This is a genomic window from Bradyrhizobium sp. SZCCHNGR1005 (genome assembly GCF_032489995.1).
Lineage (GTDB): Bacteria > Pseudomonadota > Alphaproteobacteria > Rhizobiales > Xanthobacteraceae > Bradyrhizobium.
This window is the reverse complement of sequence record NZ_JAUEZC010000003.1, coordinates 85,105-105,360: the sequence shown is the minus strand read 5'-3', so window position 1 is coordinate 105,360 and position 20,256 is coordinate 85,105. Positions and strand designations below refer to the sequence as shown.

General features: G+C 61.5%; 15 protein-coding genes. 7 read left to right on the top strand and 8 right to left on the bottom strand.

Going from position 1 to position 20,256, the window contains the following annotated elements; all coding sequences use genetic code 11:
- Window positions 1–45: 45 nt before the first annotated feature.
- The 5 genes from QXZ85_RS12765 to QXZ85_RS12745 form a co-directional block, all read right to left on the bottom strand.
- Complete coding sequence (locus QXZ85_RS12765) at window positions 46–1,044, bottom strand: NAD-dependent epimerase/dehydratase family protein (RefSeq protein ID WP_315704398.1); 999 nt, start codon at window positions 1,042–1,044, stop codon at window positions 46–48.
- Window positions 1,045–1,055: 11 nt separating this feature from the next.
- On the bottom strand, window positions 1,056–1,664 hold the full coding sequence (locus QXZ85_RS12760; protein WP_315704397.1) for an SIS domain-containing protein: 609 nt from the start codon (window positions 1,662–1,664) through the stop codon (window positions 1,056–1,058).
- Window positions 1,661–2,599: an SDR family oxidoreductase gene (locus QXZ85_RS12755; protein ID WP_315704396.1), complete on the bottom strand. Its 939-nt coding sequence runs from the start codon at window positions 2,597–2,599 to the stop codon at window positions 1,661–1,663. Before QXZ85_RS12755 ends, QXZ85_RS12760 begins: the two co-directional genes overlap by 4 nt.
- Before the next feature lie 104 nt (window positions 2,600–2,703).
- On the bottom strand, window positions 2,704–3,426 hold the full coding sequence (locus tag QXZ85_RS12750; RefSeq protein ID WP_315704395.1) for a nucleotidyltransferase family protein: 723 nt from the start codon (window positions 3,424–3,426) through the stop codon (window positions 2,704–2,706).
- Window positions 3,427–3,437: 11 nt separating this feature from the next.
- Window positions 3,438–4,979 (bottom strand): PfkB family carbohydrate kinase, encoded by a 1,542-nt coding sequence (locus QXZ85_RS12745; RefSeq protein ID WP_409977718.1) that lies wholly within the window; start codon window positions 4,977–4,979, stop codon window positions 3,438–3,440.
- 308 nt (window positions 4,980–5,287) lie between these two features.
- Here QXZ85_RS12745 and QXZ85_RS12740 point away from each other — a divergent pair, with 308 nt between their 5' ends.
- Both QXZ85_RS12740 and QXZ85_RS12735 read left to right on the top strand, forming a co-directional pair.
- Window positions 5,288–6,490 carry an acyltransferase gene (locus QXZ85_RS12740; protein ID WP_315704393.1) on the top strand — a complete coding sequence of 401 codons (1,203 nt, stop codon included), beginning with the start codon at window positions 5,288–5,290 and terminating at the stop codon, window positions 6,488–6,490.
- On the top strand, window positions 6,412–7,521 hold the full coding sequence (locus QXZ85_RS12735) for a hypothetical protein (RefSeq protein WP_315704392.1): 1,110 nt from the start codon (window positions 6,412–6,414) through the stop codon (window positions 7,519–7,521). Before QXZ85_RS12740 ends, QXZ85_RS12735 begins: the two co-directional genes overlap by 79 nt.
- Window positions 7,522–7,570: 49 nt before the next feature.
- On the opposite strand, the gene QXZ85_RS12730 is transcribed toward QXZ85_RS12735, so the two are convergent.
- Together QXZ85_RS12730 and QXZ85_RS12725 are read right to left on the bottom strand one after the other, a co-directional pair.
- Window positions 7,571–8,707, bottom strand: a complete 1,137-nt coding sequence (locus QXZ85_RS12730; RefSeq protein WP_315704391.1) for a hypothetical protein — start codon at window positions 8,705–8,707, stop codon at window positions 7,571–7,573.
- 356 nt (window positions 8,708–9,063) lie between these two features.
- Complete coding sequence (locus tag QXZ85_RS12725; RefSeq protein WP_315704390.1) at window positions 9,064–10,566, bottom strand: MBOAT family protein; 1,503 nt, start codon at window positions 10,564–10,566, stop codon at window positions 9,064–9,066.
- A 595-nt stretch (window positions 10,567–11,161) separates the two neighbouring features.
- Here QXZ85_RS12725 and QXZ85_RS12720 point away from each other — a divergent pair.
- From QXZ85_RS12720 to asnB, 3 genes are all read left to right on the top strand, one after another.
- The gene (locus tag QXZ85_RS12720) at window positions 11,162–12,229 is read left to right on the top strand and encodes a hypothetical protein (RefSeq protein ID WP_315704389.1); all 1,068 of its coding nucleotides are present in this window, start codon (window positions 11,162–11,164) and stop codon (window positions 12,227–12,229) included.
- A gap of 420 nt (window positions 12,230–12,649) precedes the next feature.
- A complete protein-coding gene (locus QXZ85_RS12715; RefSeq protein ID WP_315704388.1) occupies window positions 12,650–14,614 on the top strand; it encodes a TIGR04372 family glycosyltransferase in 1,965 nt (654 codons plus the stop codon).
- A 38-nt stretch (window positions 14,615–14,652) separates the two neighbouring features.
- Entirely contained in the window at window positions 14,653–16,623 is a 1,971-nt protein-coding gene (asnB, locus tag QXZ85_RS12710) for an asparagine synthase (glutamine-hydrolyzing) (protein WP_315704387.1), read from the top strand.
- Window positions 16,624–16,642: 19 nt separating this feature from the next.
- Here the strand turns inward: asnB and QXZ85_RS12705 are convergent, their stop codons facing one another.
- The gene (locus tag QXZ85_RS12705; protein ID WP_315704386.1) at window positions 16,643–17,605 is read right to left on the bottom strand and encodes a lysylphosphatidylglycerol synthase transmembrane domain-containing protein; all 963 of its coding nucleotides are present in this window, start codon (window positions 17,603–17,605) and stop codon (window positions 16,643–16,645) included.
- Between the two features lie 209 nt (window positions 17,606–17,814).
- Here QXZ85_RS12705 and QXZ85_RS12700 point away from each other — a divergent pair, with 209 nt between their 5' ends.
- On the top strand, window positions 17,815–19,098 hold the full coding sequence (locus QXZ85_RS12700; protein ID WP_315729584.1) for a nucleotide sugar dehydrogenase: 1,284 nt from the start codon (window positions 17,815–17,817) through the stop codon (window positions 19,096–19,098).
- A gap of 126 nt (window positions 19,099–19,224) precedes the next feature.
- Window positions 19,225–20,241, top strand: coding sequence for an NAD-dependent epimerase (locus tag QXZ85_RS12695; RefSeq protein WP_315704384.1), 1,017 nt, complete (start codon window positions 19,225–19,227; stop codon window positions 20,239–20,241).
- The last annotated feature ends 15 nt before the right edge of the window (window positions 20,242–20,256 follow it).

Genomic DNA, 20,256 nt, shown 5'->3' with positions numbered 1-20,256 from the left:
TCTCCAGTGGCGCTTCGCAAACGAAGCGCGGGGTCGTCGGGGGCGTCAGGGTTTGTGGTCGTACTTGGTCGGCAGCTTGGCCATATCGGCCTCGAACCGGCGTGCCCAGGCGATTACGTCGTCGATGCCTTGTTCAAGCGAGAACGTGTCGCGCCAGCCGAGCTCGGTGCGCAGCTTGAAGCTGTCGAGCGTGTAGGCGGTGTCCTTGCCGGGACGCTCCGGTCCGATCTCGACACAGTCCTCGAACTTCTTGCCGAGGCGAGCCAGGATCATCTCGACCAGGGTGCGGATCGAGACCAGCTCATAGCCGGAGATGTGATAGGTCTCGCCGAGCGTGCCCTTGCGCCCGATCTTCACGGTAGCGTCCGACACGTCGGTCATGTGGATGAACACGCGCACCGACTTGCCGCCGCCGTCGAGGCGCAGCTTCTGGCCGGTCATCGCCGCCACGATGGTGCGGGGCACGATCCGGTAGAGCTGTTGCCCCGGGCCATAGACATTGGCCGCGCGGGTGAACACCACCGGGAACTGGTAGTTGGCGAAATAGGTGCGCAGGCTCATGTCGCCAGCGGCGCGCGACACCGCATAGGGGGTCGAGGGGTTGAACGGCGCGTCCTCGCGCACCCAGCCCTCGGTCGAGCCGTAGACCTCGGGCGTGGTGACGTGAACGTAGCGCTCGAGCCCGTCATAGTTGCGCAGCAGGTCGTGCAGCCGCACCGCAGAGACGACGTTGGTCATCATCCAATGGTCGGGATAGAGCCAGCTCTCGCCGACCATGCTCTGTGCTGCAAAATTCACCACGTGGGTCGGCCGCTCGGCCGCCAGCAGCGCCTTCAGCGCGTCGAGATCATGGTTGAGGTCGATCCGCTTGAATCGCACACTGCCCGGCCGCTTCTGCCATTTGTACGGCAGGAAAGCGTCGTGCGGCTCGTCGGAGCGGCTGGTCGCGATCACGTCGTGACCGGCTGCCGCGAGGAAGTCGACGAAGGTCGCGCCCGAGAACGAGTTCGAGCCCAGGATCAGATACTTTTCGTGTCCCGCCATCGTTTGGTCCGTCAGCCCTCACGTGCAGGGGTGATGTCGCCACGCTGGGCGTACAGCCATTGCATGATCATGTGGCCGATCACCATCTGGGCGTCCTCGGCGATCTGCATATCGTTGACGGCGAAGTGGATCGGCACGTCGGCGAGCGCCTTGGCCTTCCCGCCGGAGAAACCGAGCACGGCATAGCTGGTCATGCCGAGCTTCTTCGCCTCTTCCAGGGCCTTCAGAATATTCGGCGAATTCCCGGAGCCGGAGAAGGTGATCAGCACGTCGCCCTTGCGCGCGAGCACCGCGAGCTGCAGCGAGAACACTTGGTCATAGCCTTCGTCATTGGCGAGGCAGGTGATGACGGAAGGATTGGCCGCCAGCGAGTGCACGCGCAGGCCCGAACCGGGCGTCTTCGACAGCGCATAGAGATAATCGTTGGCGAGGTGGTTGGCGTTGCCGCCGCTGCCGCCATTGCCGCAGAAGAACACTTGGCGGCCGGTCTGCCAGCAATCGCGTAGCTCATAGGCGAGACGCTCGACCGGGCTCCAGTCGAAGTCCTGCAGAACGGTGCTGAAACGGCTGGTGTAGTCAGCGAACAGCTTGCCGGGTGTCTGGAAAGCGAGGACGTTCATTTCACGACTTCCTTTTCCATCCATTTGAGATTGTACCAGCGATCATCGTTCTTGAGCTGACCTTGCGAGTACATCCCGATGATCTCCTTGATCGCGTCTTCCACCGTTTTTTTCGGGCGGAAGCCGGTTGCCAGGAGGCGGTCGGAATTGACGCGGTAGCTGCGAGGGTCGTTGGACGGCGTCACCACGACCTCCGCCGGCACGTGCTTGGTGACGAGCCTGGCGATGTCGAGGATCGAAATGTTCTCGAACCCGGCATTGTAGACGCCGGTGTGCTCTGGGTGATCGAGCAGGAAGAGATAGAGGTCGGTGATATCGTCGATGTGGATGTTGGGCCGGGTCTGATCGCCGCCGAATACGGTGATGCGGCCGTTCATCAAGGCCTGCATCGTCAGCATATTGACCGAGACGTCCAGGCGCTGCCGGGGGGAGTAGCCGCAGACCGTGGCGGGGCGCACGATCTGCACGACCATGTCGTCCTTGTAGGACAGCACGATACGCTCACCGCACATCTTGGTCTTGTTGTATTCGGAGATCGGCAGCAGTTCGAGATCCTCGGTGACCTGCTCTTCTTCCTTCACGCCATACACGCTGCCCGACGATGCGTAGATGAAACGCTTGATGCCGTGGCGGTAGGCACGGTCGGCGAGCTGCATCGTGGCGAGGCAGGAGATCTCCCATGTCAGCTTGGGATCGAGATCGCCGCAAGGGTCGTTCGCGACGCTGGACAGGTGAATGATCGCATCAACGCCGTTGAGATCGATCTGATCGGGGTTGCGAACGTCCCCTTGGACAACCGTAAGGTCGGGATGCGGATCGAGGAAGTTGCCGAACCACATGATGTCGAAGGCGACCACCTGATGGCCGGCTTTCAGGAGCTTGGGAACCAGCACGCTCCCCTTGTAGCCGCATGCACCGGTCACGAATATCTTCATTTGCCGATTTCCCCGTCGCTCGCTGCCGCCTCCCGACCTCGGTCGGGCGCACCCTATCAATTATGGCAGGAAAACGCGATCAGCCCCAGCGACGTTAGCCGCCCTCAAGCGCCCCCACCATGGCGCGGCTTGTGCTTAAACTCCAAATGCGCCCGGCGCAAGCTTTCCGGGTTGCCGATATCCCGATGATAACCTGCAGTTTCCACGCATAAAATTCGTCCCAAATAGTTCGGGATGATTTCGGTGGAGAGATCGACGATCGGCTTTCCGAGCGCCGCAACGTCCTCGATCACCTCCGGTTCGAAAATGTAGACGGCGCCGTTGGCGAGGTTCCCGGGCGGGTTCTGGACCTTCTCATGAAAGGCGATGACCCTGTTTTCACGATCCAATTCCAGGATGCCGCATGAACTCGGATCGTCGGTGCGGAACGCGAGCATCGTCATGATGCACCCGGCCGGTCGCCCGCGATGAGCGGCGATCAGGGCGGCCACATCGAAGTCGGTCAGGTTGTCGGCATGGGCGACGAGGAACGGCTCGCGACCAAACCAGTCTCGGTTGGCGAGGACGGTGCCGCCGGTCCCCAGCAATTCATCCTCATGAACGAGGTCGATGCGGGAGCGCCAAGGGGATTGCGCCACGTGGGCGCGCACTTGATCGGCAAGCCAATGGGTGTTCAGCAAGGCGCGTTCGACGCCGCCCTCGAACACCAGGTCCAGCCAGTAATCCAGCAGCGGGCGACCATGGATATGGACCAGGCATTTCGGCGTCGTATCGGTCAGCGGGCGCAACCGACTGCCAATTCCAGCCGCGAGAAGCAGCGCGCGCATCAAAGCATCCGTTACTCTTGGCTGAAGCCGGTCTCGTCGATTTCCCTGACCAGCTCCGCGGTGGTCAGCGGCAGATTGCCGACCCGCGACACCTGCAACGCCGCCGCGAGCGAGCCGAGATAGGAAGCCTGCCAGACATCGGCGCCGGCGCGCAAGCCCATCGAGGAGGCCATGAAGAAACTATCGCCGGCGCCGGAGACATCCTTGGGCGAGGGATTGAAGGCGGGCAGGCGATCGGAGGTGAATGTACCGTCTGCCATCGTGTTGATCAGTGCGCCTTCCGCGCCGAGCGTAATCACGAGATTCTTGGTTCGCGCGCGCTCGACCAGCCGCTCGCTGATGACCGCAAGTCCGGAGATGAAGTCGTTGAGTGCGACGCGGGCCTCGCGTTCGGTCGGCGTCAGCAGGGTCATGCCCTTGAAGCGCGATACATCGCCGGTTTGCGAGGAGACCTGGCTGTCGGCCGCCATCATGACCCCCTTCGCCCGTGCCAGGTCGGCGATCGCATCCACCAAATCCTGCGGCAGGCAGCCGTAATTGAAGCAGGAGAACAGCAACAGATCGCTGGTCTTGAGCGCCCGCTCCACGGCGGTCAGCATCTGCTTCTGGATGTCGGCATCGGCCGCATGCTGGCGCAGATGATTGACCCGTAGCAGCGTCTTGTTCAGTGCGCGAAAACGCTGTTTGCGCGTGGTCGGACGGCTCTGATCGGTGAAATGTTGGAAATTGACGCCGTGCTGTTCGAGCGTACTGCGGGCAAAATGTGCGGCTTCATCCTCGCCGACCAGCGTGAAAAAGCTGACGTCGGCGCCGAGGCCGTGCGCATGGGCCGCGACGGCACCGGCGCCCCCGACGAAGGTACGCGTCATCAGCGGGGTCACCACGATGGTCGGATCTTCCTGCGACATGCCGACGGCATCGCAGGTGACGTATTCATCGACGATCAGGTCGCCGATTACGGCAACCCGCATGCCGGCGAGCTTACCGAGCAGGCCCTTCAGCTGCGAGATGTCGAAGCCGTGGCGCTTGGGAAATTCGAGCGGCTTCCTGACCGTGGAGATGTCGATATTGGCATCGCGTTCCAAAAGCGCCAGCGAGGTGAACCGCAACTCGCCGGAGGAGAACAGCAGCCTGCCGCCGTAGGCGTCCACCGCCTCCTGCTCGGGATTGGCGCGATCCTCGAACTCCTTCCCCTTGACCACGATTGTCGGCTGAAGCCGGCGGATGAAGGCTGCCGCGGAATCCTCCAGGCGAACCGCGTGGTGCACGAAAGAGATCGAGCGCACATTGTCGAGCCGCATATCCTGCGTCAGGGTCACGCCGGGCGTGGAATCCGGATTGACGCCGACCACCAGGACGTCGGCCTGCTCGGCGGCAAACTTCAGAAGCCGCAGATGCCCGGGGTGGACGACGTTGAAATTACCCGAGACGAACGCAATGGTCTGGTCGGGCTCGCACGAGGCGCGGATCGTCTGACAGACCTGGTCCGCACGTGATGTATCGATCAGGTGGTCCAAGGGTTTCGTCTCCGGCTTACTCGAATTCCGACGCATAATAGCCGGCAAGCGTGCTATCAGTCCCGCCGATTCGACGGCGAGGCCGGACCGATACCTCAACTGATCGGTTCAGAGAAGCGCGTTTATGAGGCGAATCCCCGGTTTCCGCTCCAGCCTGAGAAATCAAGGGAAGTCCTCCGGATCGCACCATCAATGGTTCCGTTCGCAATGTCGACGCGTCTATGGTGGCAGGTGCCGACCAACACATAACTTGGTCTTGCGTTCGACACAATCCTGGCGCGAAGCCTTAAACATGCCGCTATGAACGATTGGCGAAGATCCAATTCGAGGGGTCCGGAGTGGGAGTGGGGGGAAGACAATTCATCGGCTCATTGACCGGCCTGCGTTTTGTTGCGGCGGCGACGGTGGCGGTGGGGCACGGGGCACTGTCGCTGCGGCAGGACTGGCTGTCGCAATTGGTGGCGCAAATCAGCAGCGTCGGCATGACGCTGTTTTTCGTGCTGAGCGGGTTCGTGCTGTGGTTGAATTATGCGGCGAGCTTCCGAACGATGCCGCTCAGCGGCGCATTGCGCGAGTTTGCCGTGGCGAGGTTTGCGCGCCTTTATCCGATGTATGCGGTCGTCGTACTCGGCATCGTCGGCTACTTCATGGTGTCGCGCGGTGTCGACCTTCGCTCGCTCGGATTCATCCTGACGATGACCCAGGCTTGGTTTCCGGCGCTCGGAGGAACCATGATGGTCGCCGTGGTCGCCTCGCTGCAGCACCTCTGGTCGATCAGCGTCGAACTCTTCTTCTATCTTTTATTCCCGTTAGCGTGCTTTGGCCTCCGGAGGGTCGATCGGCCGCCGATGATCGCATTGCTTGCGCTGCTCAATCTTCTGGTCTTTGCGGTCGCGATCTGGGCGTCCTTTAGTCATGGGACAGCTTTGCTGAGAGCGATCGCCCCGAGTCTCGGCGATGGCGGGATGCAGTGGCTGACCTATTATTCACCGTATCTGCACATCTCTCAGTTTCTGGCGGGCTGCTTTGCGGCAATGGCTTATATGCAGCTGGAAACGAGGAAGATCGGCGAACGAGAGCAGGCCGTCGTCGCTGTCTTGTTCTGGTTGGCCGTGGCCGGGCTGCTAGCCGTGCCGGTGGCGTTGTTCCTCCAACCCGGATGGGGCGACTTCGCGGTCTGGATCGAAATCTCCGTGCGGCTCGTCGAGGTCATCTGCTTCTCGGTCATTCTCGTTGCGGCGAGCCGATATGGCCATGCCGGCTTTCTCGCGACGCGGGCCGTGGTTGTCGGCGGGGAATGCAGCTATTCGATCTATCTTCTGCATCCATTTCTCATTCGGCCCGCGATGATCGGAAACCCGGACACACCGTCGGTTGTAGAATTTGTGTTGCGCCTCGGCCTGTATGTCGCGATCATAACCGCAGTGGCGTGGGTGACATACACGATGATCGAAGCACCCTGTCGCGCTTGGCTGCGGAGCGCGCTCGGCACCAGCGCGCCGCGGGAGGTCCTACCTGCAAGATGGCGACTACCGCTCGCACCCTGAATGAGCTCCCGCCCAGGAGCCGCAATCTACGCGTCTACCTGGTCGCATTGGCGGGGAGCTGTTCCGCCGTTGCGCTGCTTATCGCGCTTACGGCGTCGTGGCTGTCCTACGATGGAGGTACCGCGCACGATTTTATTTCGCAGATCGCACGCGACGGCGATGCCAACTGGTATCGCAATTTCGGTGGGCGCAGCGTACCCCAGATTCAGGATCAGGATATCTTCTACAGCAATATCGGATCTTCCGTGGCGTCGGTCAAGAATGCGGATATCGTATTCCTCGGCCCATCGTTCGTCAGCTACGCCATCGATCGCCAAACCCTCCAGTCGTCTCCGGAGCTCGATCGGCTCAAGATTTACAATCTTGCTTTTGTCGGTCTGCGTGGCGGCGAATTCTCTCGCCGGATCATCGAACGCTGGAAGATCCGCGCGCCGCTCTGGGTCATTAATGTGGACGATCAGTTCGTGCATTTCTTCAGCGATGACCTGAATGTCACCCTTGGGCCGCAAAAGGTGCCGATCGCGGCGGTCCAACGTGACCGGATCCGCGGCTTTATGACGGTGGTGGGACGCAATCTCCGCTGGCGGGTCGAGGATGCGATCGCTGCCCTCGAGACCGGCCATTTTTCGCCGATCGGGATCTATCGCAACGTCGCCAATGGCGATATGGCCCTTGACGTCAATCCCGCCTATCTCGCCGCCGGTAACGGGCCGATGCGGCTTGCGCGCGATCCGGACTGTCATACCAACGCGGATATCGTTGCTTACGGCAAGCGGTTTCTGAGTGAGATCGGCGGTCGTGCCGTGCTGATGCTGGTGCCGCACAGCCAGGCCTGCGTGCAGCAGGCACGTGAACTGGCCGACGCGCTCGGAGTGGAATTCATCGCGCCCTCGTTCGACGGGCTGACGACTGTCGACGGCGGCGGTCACCTCGACAGGAATGGAGCGCAGCGATTTACACGCGAACTCGCCGCGCAACTGATCAAGACAAATGCCTTCAGGCAGGCTGTGCGGGCAAGGCCGGCAATGTGAATTGTCGGACTGCTCCGCACCTATCGCTCCCGATGCGGGCGGCGAATTCTCAATGATAGAGATCGAACGGTTCGCCGGCGGACCGTTCGAGGTCGGCCGCGAGGGCTTTCTTGTCGATCTTGGGAAAGAGTTCCTGGAAATCCTTATGATCGAGCAAGGCGAGGAAGGTGCGGAGCATGCCACGTTCCGATGGATGGGCCGGATCGAAGAAATTGCCGGCATCCGCCGCGAACGGCGCACGGCTCATATCAAAGAAACGAATGCCAAGCTCGGATAGCCGCTGGACCGTCGCTTCGCTCCGCAACTCGCGCCACAGGCCTGAATAGGGCCGGTAGGTTTCGTCATTGTCGAGGAAGTCAGTCGCGCTCTTCAGAAAGGGGTACTGGACGGCCACGACGCTAAAGTCGCGTTGCCGCGCCAGCTCCGAGAGGCGCGCGAGTTGCCGGAACTGCAAATCGCTCAGATGCTGAGCACCAGGGAATGACGATGTGACGTATTCGGCGCCCTTGGCCAGAGTCTCGGAGGATGTCAGCCGATAGCCTGGAGCAACGAAGATCGATCCGTCGTCACGGAAGCCGAACTGACCACGGATGGCCTCGGTTCCGATCAGTCGGTTGTGGTCGATCGGTTCGTACTCATCCCCGGTAACGGCGGCTTTGATGGTGTCCCAGCGCCAATTCGTACGCACGCCGAAATCTACTACGTCGTGCAGCTTGCGCTGGTAGGAGTCGATGCCCTGGCGATAGTCCATGGTTCGCTCCTTGCGCCAGACGCTGGCCAGCCAGTCGCCGAACAGGAAGTAATCGAGCGCCACGATCACCACACGGGGCCTGCGATCCGACGTCGCCCGATCGACGAAGTCGACGATATGCTCGAGTGGCCACGCCGTCAGGCATGCATTATACGCGTTATAGGGACGAAACATCTGCGCACGGGCTTGGCCGCAACGCGAGCTTCCGACCAGGAGCACCTCGGGCCGGACCAGCTTGATCCGCTCGAGCTTATAGGGGGCGTAGTCCTTGAAGTTACCGAGCCACAGCACCTTGTGGTCGGCCTGCTGTTCCCCGGCAATGGTCGAAAGTGGAACTGTGGCGCCCAGGCGCCAGCCGGCCCATTCGAGCGTACCAACCAGCGGAAGGAACAGGACGGCGTATAGCGCCAAGACAACAGCGGAATAGGGCAGCAACGGTATGATTCTCCCGCAAGTTGCGAAGGCGCAAGGCAACTATCTAGGAGGCTAATGGTTCCACAATCCGTGTAATTTCGGGGTTGGGGACAACTGCGGTCGGGAACCCGCTGGTATTGCACCACGGTTCCGGTATTATGGAACCCGATTTGTATCGAGTGCTGGAATGCTGAGGACAATTTTGGTGGGGGCCGCCGTGTTCGCGTTGGCGGCGGGTCTCGTGGGTATCATGTGCGTGTTGCGATACTATGGCTCCGAAGGTGCGTGCGGAATGAGCTCCCAACACCGCGAGCTTGGAGCTGCGATGTTGATTGGTGAGTGCTACTAGCTCGGGCTCCGCGCGACCTGGCCAGGCATTAGAACTGGAAATACAGGAACTGCGAGTTATCCCCGGCGATGATGTTCATCAAAATGGCCGCGACGAGGCCAAGCGATGTTCCCACCGCCCAGACGACGGATGGGCGCCAGCTCACGTTCAGCAGGCTCCACGGGCGGGGATTGTGGTAGGTCTCGATACCGACCTTCCACTGCGCGAACATGGCGTTCACGTTCGGGAGCGCGAGACAGGCGAGATAGCCCGCCAAGATCATCAGCATCTCCCGGTGATCGACCAGTGACGTCGGGCCGATCTTTTGCGGGTTGGACAGTCCGATCATGCCCTTGATCACCCGGATCGCGGCATTCGGATTGTCGGCACGGAAGAACACCCAGGCGAGGACGACCGCGATCTGGGTGAGGCAGAGGCTTGCAACAGGGTACCAGAAGGAACGGCTCAAGCGTTCGAGCGCGGGACGCTTCTGCGTCAGCGCGGTCCAGCGATGGTTGATGATCAGGAACAGTCCGTGCAGCGCGCCCCAGATCACGAAGGTGAAGCCCGCGCCGTGCCAGAGGCCGCCGAGCAGCATCGTCAAGAACAGATTCCAGTAGCGGCGCTGCTCGCCGTGGCGGTTTCCTCCCAATGGAATGTAGAGATAGTCGCGCAAGAAGCGGGACAGGGAGATGTGCCAACGGCGCCAGAACTCGATGATGCTTTGCGACTTGTAGGGCGAATCGAAATTGAACGGCAGCCTGATACCGAACATGGTGGAGATGCCGATCGCCATGTCGGAATAGCCGGAGAAATCGAAATAGATCTGCAGCGAATACGCCAGCGCTCCACCCCAGGCGTCGGCCATCTGCAGGTGATTCGAGTTGGCGGCCTGGAACACAGGACTGGCCATCAGGCCGAAGCTGTCGGCGATGAAGGACTTCTTGAACAGCCCGATCGTCAGGATGGTGAGGCCGATCGCGATCTTCTCGGCCGATATTCTGCGGCTTTCGTCGGACCCGAACTGGGGCATCATCTCGCGGTGATGCAGGATCGGCCCGGCGATCAGGTGGGGAAAATAGGTGACGAACAGGCCGTATTTCACGAAGCTTCCTTCGTGCGGATAGCCGCCATAGACGTCAGCCAGATAGGCGATCTGTGTGAACGTAAAAAACGAGATGCCGAGCGGCAACACGATCGCAAGCGCAGGATGTTTGGATGCGGTAATCGCGTTGAAGATCTGGATGCCGAAATTGGTGTATTTGTAGAAGGCGAGCGCGCCGAGATTGGCGGCGATCGCGACCGCGAACAGCCAGCCGCGGGGCTTACCCTTTTGCTGCGCGATCAGCAGCCCCATCGCGTAGTTGAAGACGATGGACACCACGATGATCGGAACGAAGTGCACATCCCAGTAGCCGTAGAAGGTCAGGGAGGCGAGGGCGAGCCAGCTCAGCCGCGCAACGGGCGCCTCGACGAACCGGGCCAGAAGAAAATAACCCGCCAAGGTTGCAGGGAGAAACAGGAACAAAAACTCAAACTGCGTGAAGAGCATGTGAGTGTTTCCCCGCGTTGCTTAATGTGACTGCGATTTATCAATGATTGGCACGTCTGCCAAGTTTGGGTGGAATCTTCTCGTCGGCCGACACGCGCGGGGGTGAAATTGTGGTTGGACGCGTGGACATATCGGTCATCAAGATTCCAGAGGAAACCCGCAGGTTCTCGTCTTGCGCCTCACAGCCGCTCTGTTATAGCTACGTATGGACAGGTTGAGGGCCTGCGCAGCCCGTTGCGGAACCCTTGTCTGTCGGTCTTCTCTGTCGGTCTTCCTCATTCCAACCCATTAGCTTCTGACTCCTCCACGTCTGATCGCTGCTGCTGCAATCCATGTCGTTCAGAGATCGAGCCGTTCCGACATGGCCACCTTCGCGCCTGTGATGTCACCCAGTCTGGATTCGGTTTCAGGTGCGAATCGGGCCGTACCGTCGTCGTGGTCGACGATATGAGGCGCGGCCGATCTGCAGATCGCTTCGTCGAAGGGCAATCAAGTTGCGAGCAAGAGCTCGCGTCCCGTGTTCCACGGACATCAGGTTTCTGCGGGGGGCACAACTCAGACGGGCCGTCCTCCTTGCCCTTAATCTCGGTTGCTCATGATCAAAAGCGCTGAATTGACGCCTCAAAGCTTCACGTTCAAGCGTGCCGCGCGGAGATATCTGGGCATTTTGGTCTGCCCGTTCCTCGTCGTGGGGTTCATTTTCTCGGGCTTTATATTGCCGTCCAGCGGCGGAGCCGTTCCGGACTACTTCTCTCAAATCGCGCGCCCCGCGGACGCGAACTGGTATCGCGATTTCGGGGGCAGAAAAATTCCCCAAATTCAGGATCAAGATGTTTTTTATAGCAATGTCGGCTCTTCGGTCGCCGCGGTGAAGGCCTCGGATATCGTGTTTTTAGGGCCGTCTTTCGTAAATTACGCGATCGACCGCGGGACATTGCAGTCTGCTCCTCTGCTGGACCGGCTGAAGATCTATAACATGGGCTTCGTCGGTATCCGTGGCGGCGAGTTTTCCCGACAGGTGATCAATCGCTGGAACATCCGGGTCCCGCTCTGGGTGATCAATGTCGATGATCAGTTTGTGCATTTCTTCAGCAGCGATCTCAATGTGACCTTGGGACCCGAGAAGATACCGGTCGAGGCCGTCAGGCGTAATCGAATAACCGGCTATCGCACCGTCGTCGGCCGCAACACGCGATGGCGCATCGAGGATATCGTTGCGGCCTGGCAGAATGGCCAGTTTGCGCCGACGGGCCTGTATCGCAATGTCTCGAATGGAGACATGACGCTGGATGCCAATCCGGCCTATGTTGCCGACGGTAACAAGCCGATGCTTTTGGCTCGCGATCCGAATTGTCAGACGACGCCTGAGATCGTCAACTACGCGAGGGTTTTTCTGCGGGAGGTCGGCGGCCACGTGGTCTTCATGCTGGTGCCGCATAGCCAGGCTTGCGTGCAGCAGGCGGTGCAATTGGCCAAGGCGTTGAATGTCGAGTTCATCTCGCCGTCATTTGATGGTCTTACGACCGTCGACGGAGGCGGTCATCTCGATAAAAAAGGAGCCGAGAAGTTTACCAAGCGCCTTGCGGCGGAGCTCGTCAAGACCGAAGCGTTCAAGCAGGCATTCGGCGACATCAGTTCGCGGCAGCCTCGAGCGAGTCGCTAACGCCTGCCTTGGCCGGCCATCGGTCGCTCAAGGTAACCGGCAATCGAATTCTTGTGGCCCAGTTGTGATCAATGATGCCTGGGCCTGTGCCGGATATCTGGGTCTCTATTCAATGGCCATCTACACATCTGCGCGGATATGCGGCACGTTGGTTGTTACTTGGCCATCTGCAACGAACTCAACATCTTCCGCTTTGATCGAGCCACGCTCTATGATAGTTGCTTCAACTGAAGGTGATCAATTCTCAGTATTGGTCTGCGGGCTGAGGCGGCCGAACCGCTCTTGGCAGCATCGATTTTTTAAACCTGGGAGCCGGAGCCAGCGTTTCATCTGACATGAGCAGTGAGCGCACGGTCGGTTCTTCGCCCGTCGGAAGAGAGGCGGGCACGATGGATTCGTCGATTTGGAAGGCATAGCGGCATGGCATTCCGAAAAGCGGTCGGTGGCCTGCGGTCCCGGCGTTCGATTTATCTGGCTTTCCTGATCGTCGGAAAGCTGCTCAATCTGCTACCTCATCGTGCCGTCTTTCTGATCCTCGTGGGATGCGATGCCTTGCAGCTTCGGGGGCGCGGGCGTCTGTGTCAGGCCTATTTTCCCTATGTCGTATCTTATCTCGCCGATCGCCCCGACTTTCGGTTTTGGAGCGCACCTTGCCGTCCCTTCAGCAAATCGGCGGGCCGGGTGCTCGTTGGAATCGGGGCCTATGCGGAAGCGTACGAGCGGATCATCGCGGCCGGGCTCGTTTCGGTTTCGGCGGATCTCTCTTATGCGCTGCTTCGATCGATATTTGAGCTTGGCGAGTTTGAAAAAGCCCGCGAGATCGTGCCGCAGATCAAGCAGGAACACGTGCAGTCCCTGGCGAGACTGGCGTTTCTGAAGGCTGCATTTGACATGATTGTCGGCGACGAGGCTGCGGCGCTCGAGAGCATGTTCTGGGCATGCCGCAACGATCTGTCCTTGCTGCGCCCGCATCAGAACATCGCGGCACGCCCATCAAATACATATCTTCCGAATCCTCTCGATTTTCTTTGCCGCGAGCCCGGGCGACTGTTCGATCTTTGCAACTTCGCCGGTCAGCGCGTCACCCATGTCGGCCGCGGCGAGGTCGGTGTGCGGCTCTATGAACGCGCTTTGGATGCGCAATCCGAGCTGCAGGGGCAGATGCCGCCGCAGCTGTCGTCGGCGCTGGAGACTCAGCTCGCGAAACTCGGGGTTTCGCTTGGCGAGTTCTGGTTGATTCCGGAGGAGTGGTCGACCCAGATCGGCCATCTCGGAATGCTCGACATCCTGTTTCGGATGCGTGAGCTCGGATGGTGGTCGGGCAGGGCGGTGCTGGTGGCGCGTCCCGAGCTGATTGCCAATCCGGCCTTCTTTCGCCTGTTCGAAGAGCTCGGCAAGGTGGTCGTGATCGGAGAGACCGTGTCTGAACAGCTCGGCGAGGAGCTGCTTTCGCTGCAGCGCTGGTACGGGCTGAATTTCAATGCCTTCCGTCTGCCGGATGGACGCGTCGTGCCTTGGCAGGACGCCGGCGCGCTTGCGATTGCCGAGTGGGAGCGGCAGGGGCGCGGGCATCCGTTGCGCGAGGCCTATGATCGCGTTTACGGCTCAGCGGGCACTGCAGACGCAGCCTTTCGGCAGATGCGCCAGGCTTGGGGCATGGGGCCCGAGGATTGGTATGTGTGCCTGCATACCCGTGACGCCGCCCATTATCTGGAGTTCAACGGTACCGGGCAGAGCCATCGGAACGCGCCGATCGAGACGTCCTTGGATGCGATCCGGTACGTCACGGCTCAAGGCGGCTGGGTCATCAAACTCGGCGGTCCGAACTCGCCGAAGCTGCCGCCCCTGGAACGGACCATCGACTATGCATTGAGCGATTTCCGCTCGGAACTGATGGACATCCATCTGATCCGGCACGCGCGGGCGTTCATCGGGACGACCTCCGGATTGACCAATGTCGCGATCAGCTTCGGGGTGCCCTGCGCCATCGTCAATGCGATCACGACAGACGCGCAGCTCTGGAACAAGAATGTTCGGTTCGCGCTGAAACCGGTTCGCTTGCGCGATGGGACCATGCTCACCCAGCGCCAGCTCACATCCTCGCCCTGGCGCTGGCGCGTGTTCGATGCGGCTGTGCTCGGCCGCAGCGGCGCACACCCCGGGAATAATTCGACGGAGGAGATCCTGCAGACCGCCAAGGAGGTGGTGGAGTTGGCAAGCGGACGCGCCGCGGAATTCGAGGCCGGATATGACACGGAGGCGCTGTTGTCGCGCTGGCAAAGTCAGCTGAGCTCAGCGTATTATTATGGCACCAGCCGGCCGAGCCTCGACTTTCTCGCCCGATACCGCGACGAGTTCCTGGCCGGCCCACCGACGGAAGGCTGAACGATGCGGCGCAGTGCACGCAGCTTGGGTGGTACGCCATGTGCGGCATAGCAGGCCTGCTCCGCCCCGGCGGTGGTGATGAAAACCTGTTAGCCGGTTATGCCGGCCGGATGACCGAAGCGCTGGCGCATCGCGGCCCCGATGCCTCGGGACTCTGGACCCAGGCAGAGGCGGGCGTTGCGTTCGGGCATCGGCGGTTGTCGATCCTCGACCTGTCCGAGGCCGGCGCGCAGCCGATGCGCAGCGCATGCGGCCGCTTCACGGTGACCTTCAACGGCGAGATCTACAATCATCTCGACATTCGTGCGGAGTTGGAGGTAGCCGGCGCCGCGCCCAACTGGCGCGGCCATTCGGACACCGAAACGCTGCTCGCGGCCGTGAGGCAATGGGGCATCCCGGCAACGCTGCAACGGATGATCGGGATGTTCGCGTTCGGGCTCTGGGATGCCGATGCGCGTACGCTGACCTTGGCCCGTGACCGCTTTGGCGAAAAGCCGCTCTATTATGGCTGGAGCGGCGCGGATCTCGTCTTCGGCTCCGAATTGAAGGCGCTCGCGGCGCACCCGGATTGGGCGCCCGTGCTGGATCGTTCGGCGCTCACCGCTTTCATGCGCTATTCCTATGTGCCTACACCGGCTTCGATCTGGAATGGAATCCGAAAGCTGCCGCCGGCATCCTTTGTTACCTTCGCGGCCGATGCAAGGTCCGGCAGCTTGCCGCAGCCGCAAGCCTATTGGTCGCTGCGTGATCAGGTCATGGCCGCGCAGCGCCGGCGCCTGATCGACGAGCGCGAGGCGATCGACGAACTCGAACGGTTGTTGTCCATTGCGGTCAAGCGGCAATGCCTATCCGACGTGCCACTGGGCGCGTTCCTGTCCGGCGGCATCGATTCCTCGACCGTCGTCGCCCTGATGCAGGCCCAGGCCAGCCAGCCGGTCCGCACGTTCAGCATCGGCTTTGCCGAAGGTGCCTATAACGAGGCGGAGGATGCCCGCAAGGTCGCAGCCCATCTCGGCACCGCGCATACTGAGATCTACGTTGATGCGAAGACCGCGATGGACGTGATCCCCGGTTTGCCGCGCATGTATGACGAGCCGTTCGCGGACTCCTCCCAGATTCCGACCCATCTGGTGTCTCAGATGACACGCCGGCATGTGACGGTGGCGCTATCGGGAGACGCTGGCGACGAACTGTTCGGCGGATACAACCGGCATGTCTGGGGCGGGGCGCTGCAGGCGCGCTTGGGCCGCCTGCCGGTGACCTTGCGCCGAGCGGCTGGTACGCTACTCGGCGCCGTTGCGCCGGAGCCGGCTGATACGATCCTGAAGCTGCTGCAGCCGCTTTTGCCGGCGCGGTTGAACGTGCGCCACGCCGGCGATCAGGTCGCCAAGCTCGCCCGCATCATCGCGGCCGACTCGTTCGACGAGATGTATCGCTCGCTGTGTTCGATCGATGGCGAGCCGGCTGTGAGCGTTCTGCACGGCGAGGAGAGGGCAAGCTGGGCGGCGGAAGAGATGATGCGGATCGATGCGCCGCTCGATCCGCTCGATCGGATGACGCTGGCCGATTCCTTGAGCTATCTCAGCGACGATGTCCTGCAGAAGGTCGATCGCGCCGCAATGGCGGTGGCGCTCGAGACCCGGGTGCCGTTCCTGGACAAGGATGTCGTCGAATTCGCTGCGCGGGTTCTGCCGAGCATGAAGGTGCGGGAGGGACGCGGCAAATGGCTGCTCCGGCAGGTGCTGTACCGCCACGTTCCCTCCGAGCTGATCGATCGTCCCAAGACAGGTTTCAGCATTCCGCTCGATGCGTGGCTACGCGGGCCGCTCAAATCCTGGGCCGGCGATCTCTTGTCGCCGGCGCGGCTGCAGCGGCAGGGCTTGTTTGAGCCCAAGCGGGTGTCGCGCATGTTCGGCGAACACCTCAGCGGCCGGCACAATCATGCCTACTGGCTGTGGAACGTGCTGATGGCCGAAGCTTGGCACGACGCCTGGGTGACGGCGCGCTAGCCGGTTCGATACGGACGGTTCAGTCCTGGGCGGCGGCCGGAATGCTCATCGCGCCCGCGCCTTTCTCCGCGCTGAAGATCCAGACCAGTCCGCCCATGCCGCCGACGATGAAATAGACGGCCCCGAACAGGATCGAGACCACGGTGCCGTCGGCCGGAGCCAGCCCGGCGTAGCCGAACGCGACCATCATCGTTGCCTCGCGTACGCCCCAGCCGGCAATCGAGATCGGCAGCATCGTGATCAGCATGATCGGCGGCGTCAGCATGAACAACTGCTCGAAGTCGGCAGGTGCTGCGATCGAGCGCACCGCGCACCAGGCGATCACGACCGCAAGCACGTGGATCGACAAGGAGAGCACCGCGACCTTCACGCCCGTCGTCTTGCCGAAGATCACCTTGTTGGTGATCACGGAGCAGGCATGAACGTGCCGGGTCGGCCACCATGCCTTGATCCAGGCACCCGGCAGATATCCGAAGATCAGGAAGCCTGCACCGGCGGCCAGGGCCGCCATGTCGACTAGGACCAATGCGAGGCGGCCCTTCTCGTCCGCGATCATGCCATAGCTCCAAGGCAGGCTCGCGACGATGATCAGCGCCAGCGCGATGAACCCAACCGCACGGTCGGTGAGGATCGAATAGCTCGCCGCGCGCCAGCCGGCGCCGGTGCGGCCGATCAGCCACAACCGCACGGCATCGCCCCCGATCGACGACGGCAGGGTCTGGTTGAAGAACGCGCCGATCATGTTGTAGCGGAACGCCTGCAGATCGGTCAGCGGCGCGCCGCAAAGCGCGGAAATCTCCCGCCACCGGAGCGCGCCGATGAAGATCTGCACCAAGGTGATGAGAACGGCGAGCACGATCCAGCCGAGGCTGATCTGGCTCAGTCGCTCCCGGATGGCGGCGAAATTGATCCCGCGCAGGGCAAGATAGAGCAGGGCCAGGGATACCGCGATCCGAAGCAAAAGGATGAGAAAGGCACGCATTCAGGCCGGCTTTGCCCCTGATTCGGTCCGTCCAAGCCGGGTGAGACGCCCAATTCGTCTCGGCGTGGCTCTCGGAGTGTGGTTATCGGACCCGTCACGAGAGGCTTTCACCGTTCCAGCGGTGCACCCCTTGCGGTCCCGTTGCTACGGTGGCTAAACAGTCGCCGGGGTGGCGTCAATGGCCTCGAAAACGTCTGGAAAATCAATTTATGTCTCATGGCCGGAAGATTGCGGTGATTGGCCTCGGTTATGTGGGCCTTCCGGTCGCCGCAGCCTTTGCGCGCGGGGGCTGCCCGGTCACCGGCTTTGACATCGACGCCGGCCGTGTCGCGGAGCTGCGCGACGGCTTCGATCGCACGCGCGAGGTCGAAAGCGCCGATCTCAAACGGCCGGGCTTGAGCTTCACCAGCGAGCCGAGCGACCTGCGTGGCGCGGACTTCTTCATTGTCACCGTGCCGACCCCGATCGATGAAGCCAGCCGGCCGGATCTGTCGGCGATGCTCGCGGCGACGCGCACGGTCGGCGCGGTGCTCAAGCGCGGCGACATCGTGGTCTATGAGTCAACCGTCTATCCCGGCGCAGTCGAGGAGGATTGCGTCCCGATCCTCGAAGGCGGCTCCGGCCTGAAAGCGGGCGTGGATTTCAATGTCGGCTACTCGCCCGAACGCATCAATCCCGGCGACAAGACGCATCGCTTCGAAACCATCACCAAGGTGGTCTCGGCGCAGAACGCCGCGACGCTCGACATCGTCGCCGGCGTCTATGGCTCGGTGGTCACGGCCGGCATCCATCGCGCGCCGTCGATCAAGGTGGCGGAAGCGGCCAAGGTGATCGAGAACACCCAGCGTGACCTCAACATCGCCTTCATGAACGAGCTGTCGCTGATCTTCCAGGCGCTCGAGATCGATACCGGTGATGTGCTGGCGGCCGCCGCCACCAAATGGAATTTCCTGCCGTTCTCACCGGGGCTGGTCGGCGGCCACTGTATCGGTGTCGATCCCTATTATCTCACCTATCGCGCCGAGAAGGCCGGCTATCATCCCGAAGTGATATTGGCCGGACGCCGCATCAACGATGAGATGGGACGGCGGATCGCGCGCGAATGCATCCGCGGGCTGTTACGTCGCAAGGGCCAGAGCGGCACGGTGACGATTCTCGGCATGACGTTCAAGGAGAACGTGCCCGACATCCGGAATTCGCGGGTCATCGATATCGTCAGGGAATTGCAGTCGTTCGGCGTCGACGTGCAGATCGCCGATCCGTTGGCCGATGAACGGACGGTCGAAGACGAATATGGCGTGGCGCTGACGGCGCTCGACAAGCTGCGCCCGGCCGATGCCGTGGTGCTGGCGGTGGCGCATGATGCTTATATTGGCGACGGTTGGGCGCTGGTGCAGCGGCTGTTGCGCGACGGCAGCGGGCTTGTCCTCGACGTCAAGATGAGGCTCGATCGTTCCGCCAAGCCGGCCGTGATCGAGCTGTGGCGGCCGTAAGGACTGTGGCCCTGACAATTCGATCAGTATCGCCGCGAGTTGTCTGGGCGAAGGCCAGATCGAAAGCCGCACGATAGTTAGACACTTGCCGGTGCTCTTCGGAACGGAGCACATGATGGAGCGACAATGGCAGACGACATCGTCCTTGTGACCGGAGTGGCCGGCTTCATCGGTTTCCACGTCGCGCAGCGCCTGCTCGCCGACGGCCGACGGGTTGTCGGCATCGATAACGTCAACAGCTACTACGATCCGCGCCTGAAGGAGGCGCGGCTCGAGATCCTCAGAACTCAGCGCGGATTCAGCTTCGTCAAGCTCGATCTGGCCGACCGCGCTGGGATCAAGGCGCTGTTCGCGCAGCATCGCTTCCCGGCCGTTATTCACCTCGCGGCGCAGGCGGGCGTCCGCTACTCGCTGGAAAACCCGCACGCTTATGTCGACGCCAATCTCGAAGGCTTCATCAATATCCTCGAGGGCTGCAGGCACCATGGCTGCGAACATCTCTTGTTCGCCTCGTCCTCATCGGTCTACGGCGCCAACACCAAGCTGCCGTTCTCCGTCAAGGACAACGTCGATCACCCGATCAGCCTGTATGCCGCGACCAAGAAGGCCAATGAGCTGATGGCGCATTCCTACAGCCATCTCTACGGGCTGCCGGCGACCGGCTTGCGCTTCTTCACGGTCTACGGTCCGTGGGGCCGGCCGGACATGGCGATGTTCATCTTCGCCAAGGCGATCCTGGCAGGGCAACCGGTCAGGCTGTTCAACCATGGCCGGATGCGGCGCGATTTCACCTATGTCGACGATGTGGTCCAGGCGATCGTCCGCCTGGTCGGCCGGCCGCCGAAAGGTAATCCGGACTGGGATGGGAACCGGCCCGATCCCGCAAGCTCCAGGGCGCCCTGGATGATTTACAATATCGGCAACAATCACCCCGAAGAGCTCACCCACGTGATATCACTCCTGGAAAAGGAGTTTGGACGGCCGGCGATCAAGGAGATGCTTCCGATGCAGCCGGGCGACGTCGAGGCGACCTACGCCGATGTGGCCGACCTCGAGCGCGACATCGGCTTCCGGCCTGCGACGCCGATCGAAGAGGGCATTGCCCGCTTCGCCAAATGGTATCGTGATTATCATCGGATCTGACGGGCAAATTTTCTG

Bases quoted from the DNA above. Each gene is read 5' to 3' on its own strand.
- QXZ85_RS12705 (WP_315704386.1), bottom strand. From the start codon at position 17,605: ATGCGTGCCTTTCTCATCCTTTTGCTTCGGATCGCGGTATCCCTGGCC.
- QXZ85_RS12750 (WP_315704395.1), bottom strand. From the start codon at position 3,426: ATGCGCGCGCTGCTTCTCGCGGCTGGAATTGGCAGTCGGTTGCGCCCG.
- asnB (WP_315704387.1), top strand. From the start codon at position 14,653: ATGTGCGGCATAGCAGGCCTGCTCCGCCCCGGCGGTGGTGATGAAAAC.
- QXZ85_RS12695 (WP_315704384.1), top strand. From the start codon at position 19,225: ATGGCAGACGACATCGTCCTTGTGACCGGAGTGGCCGGCTTCATCGGT.
- QXZ85_RS12760 (WP_315704397.1), bottom strand. From the start codon at position 1,664: ATGAACGTCCTCGCTTTCCAGACACCCGGCAAGCTGTTCGCTGACTAC.
- QXZ85_RS12745 (WP_409977718.1), bottom strand. From the start codon at position 4,979: ATGCGTCGGAATTCGAGTAAGCCGGAGACGAAACCCTTGGACCACCTG.
- QXZ85_RS12720 (WP_315704389.1), top strand. From the start codon at position 11,162: ATGATCAAAAGCGCTGAATTGACGCCTCAAAGCTTCACGTTCAAGCGT.
- QXZ85_RS12700 (WP_315729584.1), top strand. From the start codon at position 17,815: ATGTCTCATGGCCGGAAGATTGCGGTGATTGGCCTCGGTTATGTGGGC.
- QXZ85_RS12725 (WP_315704390.1), bottom strand. From the start codon at position 10,566: ATGCTCTTCACGCAGTTTGAGTTTTTGTTCCTGTTTCTCCCTGCAACC.
- QXZ85_RS12715 (WP_315704388.1), top strand. From the start codon at position 12,650: ATGGCATTCCGAAAAGCGGTCGGTGGCCTGCGGTCCCGGCGTTCGATT.
- QXZ85_RS12755 (WP_315704396.1), bottom strand. From the start codon at position 2,599: ATGAAGATATTCGTGACCGGTGCATGCGGCTACAAGGGGAGCGTGCTG.
- QXZ85_RS12765 (WP_315704398.1), bottom strand. From the start codon at position 1,044: ATGGCGGGACACGAAAAGTATCTGATCCTGGGCTCGAACTCGTTCTCG.